At 61.6% G+C, this 20,253-nt stretch carries 19 protein-coding genes; 10 read left to right on the top strand and 9 right to left on the bottom strand.

Annotation, left to right across the window (positions count from 1 at the left end; all coding sequences use genetic code 11):
- Positions 1–178: 178 nt before the first annotated feature.
- The 4 genes from PSH80_RS24605 to PSH80_RS24590 all read right to left on the bottom strand — a co-directional run bounded on the left by PSH80_RS24605 (position 179) and on the right by PSH80_RS24590 (position 4,520).
- Entirely contained in the window at positions 179–1,174 is a 996-nt protein-coding gene (locus PSH80_RS24605; protein WP_305418604.1) for a FecR domain-containing protein, read from the bottom strand.
- A complete protein-coding gene (locus PSH80_RS24600) occupies positions 1,171–1,689 on the bottom strand; it encodes an RNA polymerase sigma factor (RefSeq protein ID WP_305418603.1) in 519 nt (172 codons plus the stop codon). The genes PSH80_RS24605 and PSH80_RS24600 overlap by 4 nt, the downstream gene beginning before the upstream one ends.
- Before the next feature lie 204 nt (positions 1,690–1,893).
- Positions 1,894–2,601 (bottom strand): PolC-type DNA polymerase III, encoded by a 708-nt coding sequence (locus tag PSH80_RS24595; RefSeq protein ID WP_305418602.1) that lies wholly within the window; start codon positions 2,599–2,601, stop codon positions 1,894–1,896.
- Complete coding sequence (locus PSH80_RS24590; protein ID WP_169990378.1) at positions 2,598–4,520, bottom strand: putative nucleotidyltransferase substrate binding domain-containing protein; 1,923 nt, start codon at positions 4,518–4,520, stop codon at positions 2,598–2,600. Before PSH80_RS24590 ends, PSH80_RS24595 begins: the two co-directional genes overlap by 4 nt.
- 247 nt (positions 4,521–4,767) lie before the next feature.
- Between PSH80_RS24590 and PSH80_RS24585 the strand changes: the two genes are divergently transcribed.
- Both PSH80_RS24585 and PSH80_RS24580 read left to right on the top strand, forming a co-directional pair.
- Positions 4,768–5,214 (top strand): response regulator, encoded by a 447-nt coding sequence (locus PSH80_RS24585; protein WP_057440286.1) that lies wholly within the window; start codon positions 4,768–4,770, stop codon positions 5,212–5,214.
- Between the two features lie 130 nt (positions 5,215–5,344).
- A complete protein-coding gene (locus tag PSH80_RS24580; protein ID WP_057960818.1) occupies positions 5,345–5,731 on the top strand; it encodes a hypothetical protein in 387 nt (128 codons plus the stop codon).
- 60 nt (positions 5,732–5,791) lie between these two features.
- Here the strand turns inward: PSH80_RS24580 and PSH80_RS24575 are convergent, their stop codons facing one another.
- Complete coding sequence (locus PSH80_RS24575; protein WP_057960817.1) at positions 5,792–7,969, bottom strand: malate synthase G; 2,178 nt, start codon at positions 7,967–7,969, stop codon at positions 5,792–5,794.
- A 520-nt stretch (positions 7,970–8,489) separates the two neighbouring features.
- Here PSH80_RS24575 and PSH80_RS24570 point away from each other — a divergent pair.
- The gene (locus PSH80_RS24570) at positions 8,490–9,008 is read left to right on the top strand and encodes a glycine cleavage system protein R (RefSeq protein ID WP_057440288.1); all 519 of its coding nucleotides are present in this window, start codon (positions 8,490–8,492) and stop codon (positions 9,006–9,008) included.
- Positions 9,009–9,230: 222 nt separating this feature from the next.
- Here the strand turns inward: PSH80_RS24570 and rarD are convergent, their stop codons facing one another.
- The 4 genes from rarD to PSH80_RS24550 all read right to left on the bottom strand — a co-directional run bounded on the left by rarD (position 9,231) and on the right by PSH80_RS24550 (position 12,945).
- Positions 9,231–10,115 (bottom strand): EamA family transporter RarD, encoded by an 885-nt coding sequence (gene rarD / locus PSH80_RS24565; protein WP_057960816.1) that lies wholly within the window; start codon positions 10,113–10,115, stop codon positions 9,231–9,233.
- Between the two features lie 115 nt (positions 10,116–10,230).
- Positions 10,231–11,205 carry a serine/threonine protein kinase gene (locus PSH80_RS24560; protein ID WP_032858595.1) on the bottom strand — a complete coding sequence of 325 codons (975 nt, stop codon included), beginning with the start codon at positions 11,203–11,205 and terminating at the stop codon, positions 10,231–10,233.
- Between the two features lie 172 nt (positions 11,206–11,377).
- Positions 11,378–12,142 carry a TOBE domain-containing protein gene (locus PSH80_RS24555; protein WP_169960137.1) on the bottom strand — a complete coding sequence of 255 codons (765 nt, stop codon included), beginning with the start codon at positions 12,140–12,142 and terminating at the stop codon, positions 11,378–11,380.
- Between the two features lie 65 nt (positions 12,143–12,207).
- Positions 12,208–12,945, bottom strand: a complete 738-nt coding sequence (locus PSH80_RS24550; RefSeq protein WP_273871906.1) for a ComF family protein — start codon at positions 12,943–12,945, stop codon at positions 12,208–12,210.
- A gap of 92 nt (positions 12,946–13,037) precedes the next feature.
- Between PSH80_RS24550 and bioB the strand changes: the two genes are divergently transcribed.
- From bioB to PSH80_RS24515, 7 genes are all read left to right on the top strand, one after another.
- Entirely contained in the window at positions 13,038–14,093 is a 1,056-nt protein-coding gene (gene bioB, locus PSH80_RS24545) for a biotin synthase BioB (protein WP_057440290.1), read from the top strand.
- A gap of 94 nt (positions 14,094–14,187) precedes the next feature.
- Entirely contained in the window at positions 14,188–15,366 is a 1,179-nt protein-coding gene (gene bioF / locus PSH80_RS24540; RefSeq protein WP_305418600.1) for an 8-amino-7-oxononanoate synthase, read from the top strand.
- On the top strand, positions 15,359–16,090 hold the full coding sequence (locus PSH80_RS24535) for an alpha/beta fold hydrolase (RefSeq protein ID WP_305418599.1): 732 nt from the start codon (positions 15,359–15,361) through the stop codon (positions 16,088–16,090). Before bioF ends, PSH80_RS24535 begins: the two co-directional genes overlap by 8 nt.
- Positions 16,083–16,895, top strand: coding sequence for a malonyl-ACP O-methyltransferase BioC (bioC, locus tag PSH80_RS24530; RefSeq protein WP_115129148.1), 813 nt, complete (start codon positions 16,083–16,085; stop codon positions 16,893–16,895). The genes PSH80_RS24535 and bioC overlap by 8 nt, the downstream gene beginning before the upstream one ends.
- Positions 16,892–17,572, top strand: coding sequence for a dethiobiotin synthase (gene bioD / locus PSH80_RS24525; protein WP_057440293.1), 681 nt, complete (start codon positions 16,892–16,894; stop codon positions 17,570–17,572). The genes bioC and bioD overlap by 4 nt, the downstream gene beginning before the upstream one ends.
- Positions 17,573–17,677: 105 nt before the next feature.
- Complete coding sequence (locus tag PSH80_RS24520) at positions 17,678–17,959, top strand: hypothetical protein (RefSeq protein WP_057960810.1); 282 nt, start codon at positions 17,678–17,680, stop codon at positions 17,957–17,959.
- Between the two features lie 377 nt (positions 17,960–18,336).
- Positions 18,337–20,142, top strand: a complete 1,806-nt coding sequence (locus PSH80_RS24515) for a phenylacyl-CoA dehydrogenase (RefSeq protein WP_057440295.1) — start codon at positions 18,337–18,339, stop codon at positions 20,140–20,142.
- Positions 20,143–20,253: the final 111 nt, after the last annotated feature.

Here is a 20,253-nt window from a genome sequence, read left to right as displayed (position 1 = left end):
CGGAATGGAAATATTTCTCAATTGCCTAGGTGCCGGACGAGAATCAAAAAGTGATAGGGCCAAGTGAAAATAAATCTGTGAATGCTCACGCCGGCCAACCCGCAGCGCAGTCGGCATTCAGTGGCCAGCGCCTCGGCAGCGGAGGCGCAGAGGGCTTTGTTTTCGACATTTCCTTTATTCAATTATTGCTAACGGAACCCTCTGGCACGGGCCTGGCGGCCACGTTAATCCACCACGGCGTATGTTGCTCGATCTGCACCGGCAGGGTCGGCAGCAGCGCGTTAAGCGCCAGCGTGGTGTCGTGCAGCGGGAAGCTGCCGGTGATGCGCAGGTCGGCGACGTTTTTATCCACACCCAGGTAGCCGGTGCGGTAGCGCGCCAGTTCCTCGACCACATCCCCCAGCCGCGCGTTGTCCACCACCAGCATGCCGCGGGTCCAGGCGTCGGTGCCGGGGGTTACGGCCAGCAACGGGCCGAGGCTGTTACGGCGCATCAGCACTTGCTGGCCTTCCTTGAACACCTGCTCCTGGTGCAACGCCTCGGGCTGCGCCGCAACCGCCGACTGCAACACGCTGAGCCGCGTGCCGTCGTCCTCGCGCTTGACGATAAACCGCGTACCCAGGGCGCGCAGGCTGCCGTCGCGGGTCTCGACAACAAAGGGGCGCCCATCGTTGTGCCCGGTTTCGACGAAGATCTCACCTTCCTGCAGCACGATTACTCGGCGCTTTTCGTCAAAACGCACGTCAATGGCGCTGTGGGTGTTGAGGTTGATCAGGGTGCCATCTGCCAGTTTCAGCGTGCGCTGTTCACCGGTGGCGGTGCGTTGGTCGGCCAGCCAGTAGTTGATCGGCACGTAGCGCTGGCCGGCGAACACCGCCAGGCCGCAGACCAGCACCACACTGGCCAGGCCGCTGCCGAGCTTGCGCACCCGTTGCCGAATGCCTTCGCGCGATTGCAGCAGCGCCGCCCGTGCCGGGCCGCTGGCCACGCTGAAGCGCTGGTCGAGCATGCCCAGTTGGCGCCAGGCGCGGGCGTGTTCTTCGCTGCTGGCCAGCCATTTGTTGAATGCTTCATGCTCCACGGCGCTGCTGTCCCCGGAGTCCAGGGACAGTTGCCAGGCAATCGCCGCATCCAGCACCCGTGCGCTGACCGGTCTGGAACTGACCTGGCTCACAACGGCTGGCCATACAGGGCGATGTAGCACTGGCGGATCCCCTGAGCCAGATATTGCCGTACCCGGGGCACCGACACGCCGAGGCGCTGGGCGATCTCGGCATGGCCCAGGCCGTCCAGGCGGTTATAGAGGAACGCGGCGCGGGCCTTGCTGGACAGCTTGCCGAGCAGGCGGTCGATGGCTTTGAGGTCTTCGAGGATCAGGTGCTGTTCTTCCGGGGAAGGCTGTTCGCTTTCCGGGATCAGCATCAGTTCGGTGAGGTAGGCCTGTTCCAGCGCGGCGCGGCGAAAGTAGTCGAACAACAGGCCCTTTGCGACAGCCACCAGAAACGCCCGGGGTTCGCGGGGTTCACGCAGTTCTTCACGGCCCAGCAGGCGCATGAAGGTGTCCTGGCTCAGGTCCTCGGCACGACTGGGGCAGGCCACGTTGCGCCGCAGCCACGCCAGCAGCCAGCCGCGATGGTCACGGTACAACGTGCCAACAAGCTCACTGTGGGAACTTTGGGCTGACGACAAGGCATCACCAATCGAGATGTTTAAACTAACGAGAATTATTCGCGATTGTGGCAGAGGTGGCGGATGGGTGCAATTGGCGTTGGTCGGGCGGGACGGATGTTGGTGAGGGGGCTTGCTCCCGTTTCAGGGCCGCTTCGCGCCCCAACGGGAGCAAGCTCCCTCGCCACAGGTTACCGATTGCCTCTCTTAACTGAGCGGCAGCCGTTAGAAGGGAGGGGCTTGTTTGCGACGTTTCCACTGGCTCAGGCGTTGTTGCAACGCGGCAGGGCTGTCCAGCCCTTGCTGGCGGGCACGGCTGAATAGAATCAACATCAACTCTGCGGTGGCCAGGGCATCGGCGCTGGCGTGATGGCGTTCGCCCACTTGCAGGTTGAAATGGGCAATCCAGTCATCCAGGCCGGCTTCGCGGATATGCGCCTGGGGGCACAGCATGGGCGCCAGGTCTGCCACGTCGAGGAACGGATGGGTCAGGCGATAACCCAGGCTGTCCTTGAGCGCTCGGCCAAGCATGTGCTGGTCGAATGGTGCGTGGAACGCCAGCAGCGGGCTGTCGCCGACAAAGTCCATGAAGTCCAGTAACGCTTCGGCTGGATCGCAACCGGCGGCGATCGCACTGGGGCCCAGGCCATGGATCAGCACGCTGGGGCTGATTTTGTTGTCGGCCCGTTGCAGGGTACGTTCGAACTGCTGGGAAAAGTCGACGGCGCCGTCTTCGATCACCACCGCGCCAATCGACAGCACCTGGTCACGATTAAGGTTCAGGCCGCTGGTTTCCAGGTCCAGTACCACCCAGCGCTGCTCGCGCAGACTGTGTTCGCCGAGCGCCTTGGGGGCCGCCAGTTGTTGCAGGCGCGCCTGTTGCTGGGCATTCAGGCCTGGCCGGACAGGGCGCAGCCAACTGAACAGACTCACAGCTGATACCTCAGGGCCAGGCTGCTTTGCAGGCGTTGGGCCTGGCGCAGGGATTCACGCAGGATGCGCCGGTCCAGGTGGTTGAGGCTGTCGGGGTCGACCCGGTTGGAGTAGGGCTGGTTCTCGCGGGTTTGCAACTGGTGCTGCTGCATACGGGTTTGCTGGATAAAGTGGTAGGCCTCTTCATAGGCCGCGCCGTCCAGGCGTTCGATCACCTCTTTATCCACCAGCTGACGCAAGCGCTCCAGGGTGTTGTTGGTGGCGATGCCATTGGCCAGGGCCAGCAGGCGGGCACCGTCGACGAAGGGCGTGAGGCCCTGCACCTTGAGGTCGAGGGTGGCCTTGTCCGAGCCTTTACGCGTCAGCACGAAGTCACGGAAACGCCCCACCGGCGGGCGCTGGCGCAAGGCGTTCTCGGCCATCATCCGTTGGAACAGGCGATTGTCCGCCACTTGCTCAAGCATGCCCTGGCGCAGTTGCTCGCAGCCTTGCTCATCGCCCCACACCACCCGCAGGTCGAAGTAGATGCTGGACTTGAGCAGGTTCTCTGGCGTCGCTTCGCGGATAAATGCGGCAAAGCGCCGGGCCCATTCGGCACGGGACAGGCACAGCTCGGGGTTGCCGGCCATGATATTGCCCTTGCACAGGGTGAAACCGCACAGCGCCAGGCTTTGATTGATTTGCTGCGCCAGGGGCAACAGCAGGCCACGAATCTCGGCGGCGTGGGCGGCATCGCGGGCATCGAACAGGATGCCGTTGTCCTGGTCGGTGTGCAGCGTCTGCTCACGGCGGCCTTCGCTGCCAAAACACAGCCAACTGAATGGCACGCCGGGGTCGCCCTTGTCTGCGATGCTCAGCTCGATGACCCGGCATACCGTGTGATCGTTGAGCAGGGTGATGATATGGGTGATCTGGGTCGAGGACGCGCCGTGGGCCAGCATGCGCTCCACCAATTGGCTGATCTCGCCACGGATCGCCACCAGGTTTTCCACCCGTGGTGCATTGCGGATGGTGCGTGCCAGGTGGACCAGGTCAACCCGTTGCAGGGAAAACAGATCGCGCTCGGACACCACTCCACACAGGCGCCGGTCCTTGACCAGGCACACATGGGCGATATGCCGTTCGGTCATGGCAATCGCCGCGTCGAAGGCGCTGTGATCCGGGCTGAGGAAGAAGGGCGCCTGGGTCATATGCTGTTCGATGGCCTGGGTGAAATCGCTGGTGCCTTCGGCCACGACATGGCGCAGGTCACGCAGGGTGAAAATCCCCAGGGGCGCCTTGTGTTCATCGACCACCACAATGCTGCCGACCTGCTGCTCATGCATCAGTGTGACCGCCTCACGCAGCGGCGTCCGCGGTCTGCAGGTCACGGGGTGACGCATGGCCAGCTCGCCCAGGCGGGTGTTCAACGAATACTGGGTGCCGAGGGTTTCCACGGCCTTTTGCTGGACTTGCTGGTTGACCTGGTCCAACAGGCTGCTGACCCCACGCAAGGCAAAGTCGCGAAACGGTCCGGACAGGGCAAACAACTTGATAAACGCCGGCTTGTTCAATTGCAGGCAGAACGTGTCTTCGGCGGCCTTGTGCTCAGTTCGCGTCGCCCGTTCCCCCAGTAGCGCGGCCAGGGGGAAGCATTCGCCGGTGGTGATTTCGAAGGTGGTTTGCGCCGAATCCGGCCGCTCGCCGATCACCCGCCCCTGTTTGACGATGTAGAAGTGCTCCACAGGGCCTGCCGACGGTTTGAGAATGCTCTCGCCGGGGCCGTAGAAGCGCAACTGGCACTGCTCCACCAGAAACGCCAGGTGGGCGTTTTCCATCTGATTGAACGGAGGGAAGCGTTGCAGGAATTGCAGGGTGCCGTGAATGTTCTGCAATACCGCAGTTTTCCCTGCCTGGGTGAAAGCATCAGCTTTACTCATAACCATGACCGCAGTTTTTTTGTCGTTATCGTCCCTCATGGTCGACCCCCACGCGGCGGGTGCCCATTGGACGTAAGTCTAGGTAGCTATCCGGCCTTCAATGACTAGGGAAAAACCTTACATGAATATCGTCCAGACCCCGTAGAACGCCCACTAGGAAAACTATCCGACGAAGTGCACATTGTTCGCCCTTCCGGTGATGTCTGACTTCTGTGCTGGGAGATTGAGTGCAACTGCTGAGAAATATATGCCCGACCAAGATATTTTGAGCGATGCCGAGCGCGAGGCGTTAAGCGCCGTGATGCTGGAGCCTGATCTACCGCCGCAGCGGGTACTGATCGTTGATGACGATAAAGATGCCCGTGAACTGTTGGCGGAGATTCTTGGGCTGGATGGCATTCGCTGCATGACGGCAGACAGCGGCGAGGCGGCCTGGGAACTCTTGAATGCCAGCACATCCATTGGTTTGTTGATCACCGATTTGCGCATGGCGCCCAGCAACGGCCTGGAACTGATCCGCAAAGTACGCGAGTCCACCCGGGCTGCGTTGCCGATCATCATCATGTCGGGGGATGCCGAGGCACCGGACGTGATCGACGCGATGCACCTGAGCGTGGTGGACTTTTTGCTCAAGCCGATTGATAGCGTGAAGTTGGCGAAGATGGTCAAACGCGAGCTGGGGATGGCGCAGTAGGGGGTGTTTTTACCGTTGGTCAGTACTGTCAGATTTCACAGTATCGGCGGTTTGAGTGGCGCTTGTTTAATCGTTGGGAGGGAGCTGGTTTGGGATCAGCGCCTCTAAATGACGCGAACAGGAGTTCATTATGAGTACTGAAAAAAACAACCCGCAACACAGCGCTAATATTCACGCCTCTATCAATGGTCAGCAGGAGGTATTTTCTCCGAATCAGTTTTTTGGTATCCCTTCCCAGGTCAGAATGGACACAGATATTACTACCCACCTGACAATTAATTACGGCCAGGACCTGAAGAACGGGACTCATACCCTGACGCATACTCAGTTTGGAATTGAATATTTAGATGCAACCGGAAGCACATTCACTCATCCAGTTGCAGGCACCATCGTTGTGAAAGTCGTCGGTAATAACCATACCGGTCAGTTGATCGGCTTGAAGGTTGACGGAACGGGCTCAGGGCAAGGCAGTAAGTTGGAGCTGTCGGGTAGTTACCTGATTGTGGTTTCAGGTTAAGCCTTGCAACATAAAAAAGCCCCGGTCATAGGACCGGGGCTTTTTCATTTCAATGACCAGTTACAAACCATTCTTGGCCTTGAACTCCCTACGCCGACGATGCAACACCGGCTCGGTATAACCATTGGGCTGCTTGGTCCCTTCAATCACCAACTCCACCGCGGCCTGGAACGCGATATTGCTGTCGAAATCCGGTGCCAGCGGGCGGTACAGCGCATCACCGGCATTCTGCCGATCCACCACCGGCGCCATGCGCTTGAGGCTTTCCATGACCTGGGCTTCGCTGACCACGCCATGGCGCAGCCAGTTGGCAATGTGCTGGCTGGAAATACGCAGGGTGGCGCGGTCTTCCATCAGGCCCACATCGTTGATGTCTGGTACTTTCGAGCAACCCACGCCCTGGTCGATCCAGCGCACCACATAGCCGAGGATGCCCTGGGCGTTGTTGTCCAGTTCGTTGCGGATTTCTTCCTCGGACCAGTCGGTATTCTGCGCCAGGGGGATGGTCAGGATGTCGTCCACCGACGCGCGTTCGCGCTTGGCCAGTTCAGCCTGGCGGGCGAATACATCGACCTTGTGGTAATGCAGCGCGTGCAATGCTGCGGCGGTCGGCGACGGCACCCAAGCGGTGTTGGCACCGGCCAGCGGGTGCGCGATTTTCTGCTCGAGCATGGCCGCCATCAGGTCGGGCATGGCCCACATGCCTTTACCGATCTGCGCACGGCCTTGCAGGCCGGTGCTCAGGCCGATATCGACGTTCCAGTTCTCGTAGGCGCCGATCCATTTTTCGGCCTTCATGGCAGCTTTGCGCACCATCGCGCCCGCTTCCATGGAGGTGTGGATTTCGTCGCCGGTACGGTCGAGGAAGCCGGTGTTGATAAACACCACGCGCTCGCTGGCCGCCTTGATGCAGGCCTTGAGGTTGACCGTGGTACGGCGTTCCTCGTCCATGATCCCGACCTTGAGGGTGTTGCGCGGCAGGTTCAGTACGTCTTCGATGCGGCCGAACAGCTCGTTGGTGAACGCCGCTTCTTCCGGGCCGTGCATTTTCGGTTTAACGATGTACACGGAGCCTGTGCGGCTGTTCTTGCGGCTGTTGTTGCCATTGAGGCTGTGGATCGCCGCCAGGCTGGTGATCAAGCCATCGAGGATGCCTTCGGGCACTTCATTGCCCTGGGCGTCGAGGATCGCGTCGATGGTCATCAGGTGGCCAACGTTACGCACGAACAACAGCGAGCGACCATGCAAGGTCACGGCATTACCATCGACACCGGTGTAGGTGCGGTCGGCGTTCATGGTGCGGGTGAAGGTTTTGCCGCCCTTGGCCACTTCTTCGGCCAGGTCGCCCTTCATCAGGCCGAGCCAGTTGCGGTAGATCACCACTTTGTCATCGGCATCGACGGCGGCAACGGAGTCTTCGCAGTCCATGATGGTGGTCAGCGCGGCTTCCATCAGGATGTCTTTGACGCCGGCGGCGTCGGTCTGGCCGACCGGGGTGCTGGGGTCAACCTGGATTTCGAAATGCAGGCCGTTGTGCTTCAACAAGAGTGCGATGGGCTGGGCGGCGTCGCCCTGGTAGCCGATCAACTGGGCGTCGCTGCGCAGGCCGCTGTTGCTGCCGCCCTTGAGGCTGACCACCAGCTTGCCGTCGACGATCTTGTAGCCGGTGGAGTCAACGTGGCTGCCGGCGGTCAGTGGTGCGGCTTCGTCGAGGAAGGCACGGGCGAAGGCGATGACTTTGTCGCCACGCACCTTGTTGTAGCCCTGGCCTTTCTCGGCGCCGTTGGCTTCGCTGATGGCGTCAGTGCCATACAGTGCGTCGTACAGCGAGCCCCAGCGCGCGTTGGAGGCGTTGAGGGCGAACCGCGCATTCATCACCGGCACCACCAGCTGCGGGCCGGCCATGCGGGCGATTTCGTCATCGACGTTTTGGGTGGTCGCCTGGAAATCCGCCGCTTCTGGCAGCAGGTAGCCGATATCTTGCAGGAAGGCTTTGTAGGCCACCGCGTCGTGGGCCTGGCCGGCATGGGTCTGGTGCCAGGTATCGATTCGCGCTTGGAAATCGTCGCGTTTGGCGAGTAGGGCTTTGTTCTTCGGTGCCAGGTCGTGGATGACCTTGTCGGCACCGGCCCAGAACTGGTCGGCGGTCAGGCCGGTACCGGGAATGGCTTCGTTGTTCACGAAGTCGAACAGGACTTTGGCGACCTGCAGGCCACCGACTTGAACGTGTTCAGTCATTGCTTGCCTCACTCTGCGGAGCTAATTCGCTTTTCAGCTTTTCAATTTACCAATGAAGCCTCTGGCCATTTAAACCACAAACCCGGCACCAGTACATGCCATCACGGCGGCTGGGTGGTTCCAATCAACGGCGCAAGGCTTGCTGACGGGGTGTTCGGGGTTACGACGGCGCCTGGGCAGACATCGACCTAACGTTATGTAGTGCGCGCCGAGGCATACTACATGATGAGTTGCGGTTGTGAAAATTAGACTAAATACGTCGTTTAGCGACCCACTTTGGTTGTACGGTCACAGCGGGGTATGGGATGTTCTCAAAAAACCAATGGATTGTTCCAGATAAATATAAAAATGGTACACGATTTGTTTTTCCTCACCGCCATGCGATCAATGTAGGAGCTGGCTTGCCTGCGATGGCCTCTACACCGCAGCACCCGCATCGCCGGCAAGCCAACTGCCACATGAGCCAACCGATACCCGTATCTGCCTATACTGGCTAATCCACAACAAGAGGGCTGTTGCCATGGACCATCTCGTACTCACCGTGATCGCCGCCGACAAACCCGGCGTGGTCGAACGTGTTGCCCACTGCATTGCCGAGCGCGGCGGCAACTGGCTGGAAAGTCGCATGGCCCATATGGCCGGGCAATTTGCCGGGATCCTGCGGGTCAGTGTGCCGATGGAAAACCGCAGTGAGTTGGTCAGCGCCCTGGAGGACCTGTCCACCCATGGCATCCGCGTGCTGGTGGGCGAGAGCAGCGGCGCGCAAGCCTCGGCGAGCAAACCGATCCTGATGACCCTGGTGGGCAATGACCGGCCGGGGATCGTGCGCGAGATCACCGCGCTGTTGAGCAAGCAAGGGGTCAACCTGGAACGCCTGAGCACCGACGTGCGTCCGGCGCCCATGAGCAGTGACCCGTTGTTTCACGCCGAGGCCGCGTTGGCGGTGCCGTCCAGCCTGGCACTGGACACGCTGCAAGCCGCCCTGGAAACCCTGGCCGATGATTTGATGGTGGAACTGCAACTGCGCAGCGAGGAATAACCGTCCACAGGGTTGTTCATCTAAATCTTGCATGGGCCTGTGGATAAGCTGTAGAGACCCGGCGCCAGGCCACGCCGGCCGCGGCGTGTAGTGTATTGAGCAAAAAACGAGCAATTTCAACGGCTTGTGCACAAACGCCGGGGATCAGGTTGTGGATAACCTTGGGGTGAAACCCTGTAAGCCACGCCGGCCGTGGTCTACAGGGTTTTGTACGTTATTTGATCAGCGTTTGCGCAGGCTCAGCCATGCATCAACGCTATACACCGCCAGCCCGGCCCAGATAAACACGAACGCCACCAGGCTGGCGGGGCTCATGTGTTCGTCGAACAACAGCACCGCTTGCAGCAGCACCAGGGTCGGCGCCAGGTACTGCAAAAAGCCCAGGGTGGTGTAGGGCAGATGCCGTGCCGCAGCGTTGAAGCAGACCAGGGGAATCAATGTCACCGGGCCTGCGGCCACCAGCCACCAGGCCTCGGAAGTACTCCAGAATGCCAGGTTGGCGCTATGGGCTGTGGGGTTGAGCAGCAGCCACGCCAGGGCAATCGGCACCAGCATCCAGGTTTCCACCACCAACCCGGGTAGCGCCTTGACCGGCGCTTGCTTGCGGATCAAACCATAGAAACCAAAGGTCAGCGCCAGCACCAGCGACACCCACGGCAAGCTGCCGACCTGCCACACCTGTTGCGCAACGCCCACGGCGGCCAGCCCGACGGCCACCCACTGCAAGCGCCGCAGGCGTTCGCCGAGGAGCAGCATGCCCAGTAGTACGTTGACCAGCGGGTTGATGTAGTAACCCAGGCTGGCCTCCAGCATGCGCCCGCTGTTGACCGACCACACATAGGTCAGCCAGTTGCCCGCGATCAATGAGCCGCTCAACGCCAGGATCGCCAGGCGCTTGGGGTTGTCCCGCAGTTCGCGCCACCAGCCGGGGTGTTTCCACACCAGCAACAGCAAACCGCCGAACAGCGCCGACCACAGTACGCGGTGGACGATGATTTCGGCCGCCGGGACGCTGGCGATGGCTTTGAAGTAGAGCGGGAACAGGCCCCAGATGACGTAGGCACTCAGGCCCAGAATGTACCCGCGACGCGGGTTGGCGGCTTGCATGCAGAATCCTTGCTTAGGCAGCTAACAATGCCGCAATTGTAAGGATGTTTGTCAGGAAATGCGTGCTGACTTTTTGTGGCGAGGGCACAAGCCCCTCGCCACAGCGAGGCCAGTGTCAGAACAGTTTCAGGGGCTCTTCGTTGAGCGCCGACAATTGCTCGCGCAGCGCCAGCACCTGGTCGCCCCAATACCGCTCGCTGCCAAACCACGGGAAGCTGTGCGGAAATGCCGGGTCATCCCAGCGCCGTGCCAGCCACGCGCTGTAGTGCATCAGGCGCAGGGCACGTAGCGGCTCGATCAGCGCCAGTTCGCGGGGATCGAAGTCGTGGAATTCCTGGTAGCCATCCATCAGCTCCGACAACTGCCCCAGGCATTCCTGGCGATCACCAGCAAGCATCATCCACAAATCCTGCACCGCCGGGCCCATGCGACAGTCGTCGAGGTCGACGATATGGAACATCTCGTCGCGGCACATCATGTTGCCGGGGTGGCAGTCGCCATGCATGCGGATGTTCTTGTGCGGCGTGGCGCTGTACACATCCTCCACACGCTTGAGCAGGTCACGGGCCACGGATTCGTAGGCAGGCAACAGGCTCTTGGGGATGAAATTGCCTTCAAGCAGGGTGTTCAGGGAGTCGTGACCGAAGTTCTTCACGCCCAGGGCTTCGCGGTGCTCGAAAGGGCGGGTGGCGCCGACCGCATGCAAGCGCCCGAGCAACTGCCCGAGGCGGTACAGCTGATCGAGATTGCCCGGCTCCGGCGCCCGGCCACCACGACGGGGGAACAGGGTGAAACGAAAGCCCGCGTGTTCGAACAGGCTTTCACCGTTATGGATCATCGGGGCGACGACCGGGACTTCGCACTCGGCCAGTTCGAAAGTAAAGCGGTGTTCTTCGAGGATCGCCTCGTTGGTCCAGCGCTGGGGGCGATAGAACTTGGCGATCAATGGCTCGGAGTCTTCGATGCCGACCTGATAGACGCGATTTTCGTAGCTGTTGAGCGCCAATACGCGAGCATCGCTGAGGAAACCGATGCTTTCGACAGCATCGAGAACCAGATCGGGGGTCAATGTTTCAAACGGGTGGGCCATGCGAACTCCTGCGCGCAGCAGGTCGCCGCGTCCGGCCGGGTATGGTATCGCACCGGGCCTTGGATAGGTGGCGCGTGTGCCATTGCTATCGCAGGCAAGCCCACACAATGTTTCTGTGTACACCGCTCAAATGTGGGAGCGGGCTTGCCCGCGATGAGGCCCTAAAGATCACCTAAACCGGCGTACCCAACAGCACATTGCTCGGCGCAAACTGCACCTGAACCCGCGTGCCTTCATCCGCCCCCAGCGCCTTGAGCTGCTCGGGCGCCGCCAGCGCACACAGCACCAGGCCATTGGGCAAGGCAATGCGCACCTCACTGGGACCATCCTCTGCATCAAGAACCGCCTCGACCTGGCCGCCAAAGCAGTTAAACCCAGGCACCGGCGCCTGGTCGGCAGCGATCAGCTCCAGCCAACCGGCCTTGATCAATGCCACCACTTCAGTGCCGATTTCCAGCTCCAGGCGCAGCGTGCTGTCGTGGGTGATCTGTGCATCGAGGGTCAAGCCGCCAGCCAGCTCCAGGCGCACCCGGTCATTGCGACCATGGCTATCCATGGCGATCACCTGGCCATGCAATTGGTTACGCGCACTGGTGCGCAGCATCAGGCGGCCCAGCAGATTGAAGTCGCTGGCGTCTTCGGCGGCCTCCAGCACCTGGGCTTGCAGGGTTTGCAGGCGCTGATACAGGCGCAACACCCGCTCGCCCTCTGCCGAGAGTCGCGCACCGCCGCCGCCCTTGCCGCCGACGCTACGTTCGACCAGCGGTTTTTGCGCCAGGTTGTTCAGTTCATCAATGGCGTCCCACGCGGCCTTGTAACTCAAACCCGCGCTTTTCGCCGCCCGGGTGATGGAGCCCTGTTCGGCGATGTGTTGCAGCAAGGCGATGCGTTGCGGGCGACGGACAATATGTTGGCTCAACAGCGACGGTAAAGGCATGGCGAACGGCTGCACACTGATTTGGAATGCACCGGACGTTGCGGGCAGGCGGCGCCAGAGTCAAGTCATGTGCCGGGCTTGGGCGTGCGCGCCAGGCAGTACACGTCGACCTGGCGCGCGCCGGCGTGCAGCAGCAGGCGGGCCAGGCTGTGGGCGGTGGCGCCGGTGGTCAGCACATCGTCCACCAGCGCCAGGTGCTGGCCGCGCACCTGTGCGTCGGGGGCCAGGGCAAACGCCTTGAGTAAGTTGCGCTGGCGTTGTTTGGCAGCCAATTGTTGCTGGGCGATGGTGTCTTGAGGGCGCAACAGCATGTGTTCATCCAAGGCCAGGTCGAGGTCTTGGCTTAGCCAGCGGGCGAGCATGGCGGCTTGGTTATAGCCGCGCTGGCGCAGGCGTTTGGCGGCCATCGGTACGGGAAGCAGGCGGTCGGGGCGGGTCAGTTCGGCGTTGTCGAAGCCGTCTTGCAGACATTGCCCCAATAGATTGGCCAACAGATGGCCCAGAGGCCATTTGCCCTGATGCTTGAAGCGGCTGATCAGGCTGTCCACCGGGAAGCTGTAGGTCCAAGGTGCGGTCACCTGATGGAACGCCGGCGGTGAGCGCTGGCATTCGCCGCATATCAGCCCGCTCATCGGCAGCGGCAGGGCGCACACGCGGCAGCCGTCCGTCAGCCACGGCAGATCGAGTTCGCAGGCGTTGCACACCGTTGAAGGCGAGTCGGTGGCTTCATCACAGATCAAGCAGGTTTGGTTGCTTTTTGACCAGATGTAAACTTCGTGTTTGTGCCTGGGTTGACAGTGCATGAATCTTCCTTAAATATGCCGAGCATCCGTGTCGTGCCTGTGGGTATTGCCCTGCCCATAGCGCTTGCCCAAGCATAAACAAGGAATCGCCCATGAGCGCCAGCCTCACTGCCACTCTGCGTCACGACTGGTCTTTGGCCGAAGTCAAAGCCCTGTTCGTCCAGCCGTTCAATGACTTGTTGTTCCAGGCGCAGACCGTGCACCGCGCGCATTTCGATGCCAATCGGGTGCAGGTGTCGACGTTGCTGTCGATCAAAACCGGTGCCTGCCCGGAAGATTGCAAATATTGTCCGCAGTCGGGCCACTACAACACCGGCCTGGAAAAAGAAAAACTGATGGAAGTGCAGAAAGTCCTCGAAGAGGCTGCACGCGCCAAGGCCATCGGTTCGACCCGTTTCTGCATGGGCGCGGCCTGGAAGCACCCGTCGGCCAAAGACATGCCTTATGTGTTGCAGATGGTCAAAGGGGTGAAGGCCATGGGCCTGGAAACCTGCATGACCCTAGGCCGTCTCGACCAGGACCAGACCGAGGCCCTGGCCCAGGCCGGCCTCGACTACTACAACCACAACCTGGACACCTCGCCGGAGTTCTACGGCTCGATCATCACCACCCGCACCTACAGCGAGCGCCTGCAAACCCTGGCGTATGTGCGTGATTCGGGGATGAAGATCTGCTCGGGCGGCATCCTCGGCATGGGCGAATCCCTGGACGATCGCGCCAACCTGCTGATCCAACTGGCCAACCTGCCGGAGCATCCGGAGTCGGTGCCGATCAACATGCTGGTCAAGGTGGCCGGTACGCCCCTGGAAAATGCCGAGGATATCGACCCGTTCGACTTTATCCGCATGCTCGCCGTGGCGCGCATCCTGATGCCGAAATCCCACGTGCGCCTGTCCGCCGGCCGCGAGGCAATGAATGAGCAGATGCAGGCCCTGGCGTTCTTTGCCGGTGCCAACTCGATTTTTTACGGTGACAAATTGCTGACCACCGCCAACCCGCAGGCGGACAAGGACATGCAACTGTTCTCGCGCCTGGGCATCCTGCCGGAAGCCCGCGAAGAGCATGCCGATGAAGTGCACCAGGCGGCGATTGAGCAGGCGTTGGTCGAGCAGAAAAGCAGCGAGCAGTTCTACAACGCCGCCGTCTGACCCCCATCTCCCTGTTGGAATGCAATCCAAATGTGGGCGCTGGCAAGCCAGCTCCTACAGTGGGGCGAGTTCAACCTGATCTACCGAGGCCAGCATGTCTTTCGATCTCGCCGCGCGCCTCGCTGCCCGCCGTACAGACCATCTCTATCGCCAGCGCCCACTGCTGCAAAGCCCCCAGGGGCCGCAGGTGGTGGTAGACGGCAAGCCGCTATTGGCCTTTTGCAATAACGACTACCTGGGCCTGGCCAATCATCCGCAAGTTATCGAAGCCTGGCAGGCCGGGGCTTCCCGCTGGGGCGTCGGCGGGGGGGCTTCGCACCTGGTGGTCGGCCATAGCACCCCGCATCATGAGTTGGAGGAGGCCCTGGCCGAGTTCACCGGGCGCCCGCGTGCCTTGCTGTTCACCATCGGGTATATGGCCAACCTCGGCACCGTCACCGCATTGGTGGGGCAGGGCGATACGGTGCTCGAAGACCGCCTCAACCACGCGTCCCTGCTGGATGCGGGTTTGCTCTCCGGGGCACGATTCAATCGCTATCTGCACAACGATGCGCTCAGCCTGGCCAAGCGCCTGGAAAAAGCCAGCGGCAATACCCTGGTGGTCACCGACGGTGTGTTCAGCATGGACGGCGACCTGGCGGACCTGCCGGCGCTGGCCCGCGAAACCCGGGCCAAGGGCGCCTGGCTGATGGTGGATGACGCCCATGGCTTCGGCCCGTTGGGCGCCACGGGGGGCGGGATTGTCGAGCATTTCGGCCTGAGCCAGGAGGATGTGCCGGTGTTGGTCGGCACCCTGGGCAAGGCCTTCGGCACCGCCGGGGCGTTTGTGGCTGGCAGTGAGGAACTGATCGAAAGCCTGATCCAGTTCGCCCGCCCATACATCTACACCACCAGCCAACCGCCGGCGCTGGCCTGCGCGACCCTGAAAAGTCTGGAGCTGCTGCGCAGCGAGCAGTGGCGACGCGAGCATCTGCGCACGCTGATCCGCCAGTTCCGCCAGGGCGCCGAGCAGATCGGCCTGGAGCTGATGGACAGCTTCACGCCGATCCAGCCAATCATGATTGGCGACAGTGCCCGGGCGATGCGCCTGTCTCAGATGCTGCGCGAACGCGGGATCATGGTCACGGCCATCCGCCCGCCCACGGTGCCGGCCGGCAGCGCGCGCTTGCGCGTGACCTTGACCGCCGCCCACAGCGAGGCGCAGGTACGACTATTGTTAGACGCATTGGACACGTGTTTGCGTTTGTCAGGCCGGGAGTCCGACCATGCGTGATCGACTGATATTGCTCCCCGGCTGGGGCCTGGGTGTCTCGCCGCTGGAGCCTTTGGCCGCCGCCTTGCGCGGTTTGGACGAGCACCTGCGGGTAGATATCGAGCCGTTGCCGGCGCTGGCGGGCAGCGACCTTGACGAATGGCTCGACGAACTCGACGCCACCTTGCCCGATAACGCCTGGCTGGGCGGCTGGTCGTTGGGCGGGATGCTCGCCTCTGAGTTGGCGGCACGGCGTGGCGAGCGCTGCTGCGGCCTGCTGACTTTGGCCAGCAACCCATGTTTTGTGGCGCATGAGGGCTGGCCCAGCGCGATGCAGGCGCAGACTTTCGATGGGTTCCTGGCCGGTTGCCATGCCGACACGCAAGTCACCCTCAAACGTTTCGGCCTGCTGTGCGCGAAGGGCACGCAAGACCCACGGGGCATTGCGCGCTTGCTGGTCAGCAGCGCGCCGGCTACCCCCTCCAGTGTGCTGATGACCGGCCTTGAACTGCTCGCGCAACTGGATACTCGCGAGGCCTTGCAGGCCTTTCGTGGCCCGCAGTTGCATCTGTTTGCCGGCCTGGATGAGTTGGTGCCCTGTGAGGCGGCTATTGAGTTGTTGAAGTTGCTGCCAGATGTCGAAGTCGGTCTGATTGAACAGGCCGGCCACGCTTTCCTACTGGACAACCCCCACGGAGTGGCGGGGGCGATCCAGGCCTTTTTGCATGAGTGCGGTGATGACTGATTTGTCCCATCCTCCACTGCCGGGCGCCTTGCCCGACAAGCGCCAGGTCGCGGCGTCGTTTTCCAGGGCTGCGGCCAGTTATGACAGCGTGGCTGCGTTGCAGCGTGATGTGGGCGGCGAACTGCTGTCCCGTCTGCCGCCAGCCTTGCTTCCCCAGCACTGGTTGGACCTGGGGTGCGGCACCGGGTATTTCAGCCGCGCATTAAACAGTGTATTCCCCGAGGGCCAGGGCCTGGCGCTGGATATCGCCGAAGGCATGCTTAATCACGCCCGGCCATTGGGCGGTGCTGAGTACTTTATTGCCGGGGATGCCGAGCGCTTGCCGTTACAGGATGCAAGCTGCGAGTTGATCTTCTCCAGCCTGGCAGTGCAGTGGTGTGCCGATTTTGCCGCGGTGCTCAGTGAAGCCCGGCGCGTGCTGCAGCCTGGCGGTGTGCTGGCGTTTGCCAGCCTGTGCGTCGGCACCCTGGGCGAACTGCGCGAAAGCTGGCGGGCGGCGGATGGGATGGTGCACGTCAATCGCTTCCGCCCGTTCAGTACTTATCAACAGCTGTGTGCGGACAGTGGCTTGCGTGTGGTCAGCCTGGAGCAACGTGCCCATGTGTTGCATTACCCGGATGTGCGCAGCCTGACCCACGAATTGAAAGCATTGGGCGCGCACAATCTGAACCCGGGGCGCCCCGGTGGCTTGACGGGCCGGGCACGGGTTGTTGCACTGGTGCAGGCCTACGAGCAGTTTCGCCAGGCCCAGGGGCTGCCGGCAACCTATCAAGTCGTGTACGCCGTATTGGAGAAACCATTATGAGCGCCGCCTATTTCATCACCGGCACGGACACCGATGTCGGCAAGACCACCGTCGCCGCAGGCCTGCTGCATGCCGCACGGCAAGCGGGCAAGAGCACGGCCGCCGGCAAGCCGGTGGCCTCGGGCTGCGAAGTGACCTCCCGTGGCTTGCGCAACGCCGATGCCCTGGCCTTGCTGGCCGAGTGCTCGTTGCCGCTGGCTTATGCCGAGGTCAATCCACTGGCCTTCGAGCCCGCCATCGCGCCGCACCTGGCGGCCCGTGAAGCCGGTGTGGCGTTGACCGTGCAAGCGCTGCTCAAACCAATGCGGCACATCCTCGATAAACACGCGGACTTCACCTTGATCGAAGGCGCAGGCGGCTGGCGCGTGCCGCTGGCCGATCAGCACAACCTGTCCGACCTGGCCAAGGCCTTGGGGCTGCCGGTGATCCTGGTGGTGGGCGTGCGTCTGGGCTGCATCAATCATGCGTTGTTGAGCGCCGAAGCCATCGCCCGGGACGGTTTACCGCTGGCGGGGTGGGTGGCCAATATCATCGACCCGAAGACCTCCCGTCTGGAAGAAAACCTCGCCACCTTGGCCGAACGCCTGCCGGCGCCCTGCCTGGGCCGAGTGCCAAGGCTCAAGCAGCCCACGGCCGAAGCAGTGGCCGGGTACCTGCAACTGGACTTGCTTGATTAGTTTTTCCTAGCGATAAGGCATTATGCCATTAGTGTTATTGACGGGCCTTTTGCCAGATTGTCTGCTTCAATAAGGGTTCACGATTTATTGCAAGGCAGGTTCGCCATGGAAATCTCTGGAAGCAGTGCGTTTTATTCAGGCCTGAGCACTATTCAGGCCGGGCAGAACCGCGTCGACCAGGCCGCCGGCAAAATTGCCAGTGCCGCCACCGGCCAGCCTTCGGATGCCCAGAATGATCGCTTGCAGGCGGTCAATCGCGGCCAGCCGACCGACTCGGCGAGCAATATGGTGGAACTGGCCGAAGGCAAGTTTCAGGTGGAGCTGGGCGCGAAAGTCGCCAAGGCTTCCGACGAAATGCTCGGCACGTTGATCGACACCTACGCTTGATCCCCCCTCGCCATATGGCGGGTGCTTTTCCTGTGGCGAGCGGGCTTGCCCGCGTCGGGCTGCGTAGCAGCCCCACACCAGCAATGCAATTCATCTGATACACCGCCAGTGCCTTTCTGGGGCGCTGCGCAGCCCGACGCGGGCAAGCCCGTTCGCCACAAACGCCTGATTCTCCCATCTTCCCATCGTTGAAACGCTGTGCGGCATCACGCTGCAGGCCTCGTCGCGCCTGGCGTTGACCTACGTCATGACAAACGGCATCCGCTGGGCGCTTGACAAGGATTGGGCGTAAACGTATGTTTCAAACAACTGTTTGACCGCTACAACAAATCCACGCGGTTGTTCATTCCAGGATTCATCAGCAGAGGTTTATCGCTATGCCTGACTACAAGGCCCCCTTGCGTGATATTCGCTTCGTTCGTGACGAACTGCTCGGCTACGAAGCGCACTATCAGAGTCTGCCGGCTTGCCAGGACGCTACCCCAGACATGGTTGACGCCATTCTCGAAGAAGGCGCCAAGTTTTGCGAGCAAGTGCTGGCCCCGTTGAACCGCGTCGGTGACATCGAAGGGTGCACCTGGAGCGAGTCAGGCGTTAAAACCCCTACTGGTTTCAAAGAAGCCTACAAGCAATTCGTCGAAGGCGGCTGGCCGAGCTTGGCCCACGACGTCGCGCACGGCGGCCAAGGCCTGCCGGAATCCCTGGGCCTGGCCGTCAGCGAGATGGTCGGTGAAGCCAACTGGTCGTGGGGCATGTACCCAGGCCTGTCCCATGGCGCGATGAACACCATTTCCGAGCACGGTACCCCCGAGCAGCAGGATGCCTACCTGACCAAACTGGTCTCGGGCGAGTGGACCGGCACCATGTGCCTGACCGAACCGCACTGTGGCACCGACCTGGGCATGCTGCGCACCAAGGCCGAGCCTCAGGCCGACGGTTCCTACAAAGTCTCCGGGACCAAGATCTTCATCTCGGCCGGTGAACACGACATGGCCGATAACATCGTCCACATCGTACTGGCCCGCCTGCCGGATGCTCCGGCTGGCACCAAAGGCATTTCGCTGTTTATCGTGCCTAAGTTCCTGCCCAACGCCGATGGTTCGGTGGGTGAGCGCAACGCGGTGTCCTGTGGTTCCCTGGAACACAAGATGGGCATCCATGGCAACGCCACCTGCGTAATGAACTTCGACGCGGCCACCGGCTACCTGATCGGCCCGGCGAACAAAGGCCTGAACTGCATGTTCACCTTTATGAACACCGCTCGTCTGGGTACCGCACTGCAAGGCCTGGCCCACGCCGAGATCGGTTTCCAGGGTGGCTTGAAATATGCGCGTGACCGTCTGCAGATGCGCTCCCTGACTGGCCCGAAAGCGCCGGACAAGGCCGCTGACCCGATCATCGTGCACCCTGATGTGCGCCGCATGCTGCTGACCATGAAAGCCTTCGCCGAAGGCAACCGTGCGATGGTGTACTTCACCGCCAAGCAAGTGGATATCGTCAAGTACGGCACCGACGACGAAGCCAAGAAACAGGCAGATGGCCTGCTGGCGTTCATGACCCCGATCGCCAAGGCGTTCATGACCGAAGTCGGTTTTGAGTCCGCCAACCACGGCGTACAGATCTACGGCGGCCACGGTTTCATCGCCGAGTGGGGCATGGAGCAGAACGTTCGCGACAGCCGCATTTCGATGCTGTACGAAGGCACCACGGGCATCCAGGCCCTGGACCTGCTCGGCCGTAAAGTGCTGATGACCCAGGGCGAAGCGCTCAAGGGCTTCACCAAGATCGTGCACAAGTTCTGCCAGGCCAACGAAGGCAACGCAGCGGTCAGCGAGTTTGTCGCACCGTTGGCTGCCCTGAACAAGGAATGGGGCGAGTTGACCATGAAGGTCGGCATGGCTGCCATGAAGGACCGTGAAGAAGTCGGTGCCGCGTCCGTGGACTACCTGATGTACTCCGGTTATGCCTGCCTGGCGTACTTCTGGGCCGAGATGGCGCGCCTGGCTGCTGAAAAACTGGCTGCCGGCACCAGCGAAGAAGGCTTCTACACCGCCAAGCTGCAGACTGCGCGCTTCTACTTCCAGCGCATCCTGCCGCGCACCCGCACCCACGTAGCCACCATGCTGTCGGGCGCCAACAACCTGATGGACATGAAAGAAGAGAACTTCGACCTGGGCTACTAAGCCCCGGCGGGTTCCCTGCCAAGCCGCCGCTCCCGAAAGAGCGGCGGCTTTTTTGTGGGCGCATGAAAAAACCTGAGTAGCGCGCTCAGGGATTGCGCCTGGCTGCCGTTA

It is taken from the genome of Pseudomonas sp. FP818 (assembly GCF_030687335.1).
GTDB lineage: Bacteria > Pseudomonadota > Gammaproteobacteria > Pseudomonadales > Pseudomonadaceae > Aquipseudomonas > Aquipseudomonas shahriarae.
The sequence above is the reverse complement of the archived record's forward strand: the minus strand, read 5'-3'. Positions and strand labels throughout refer to the sequence as shown.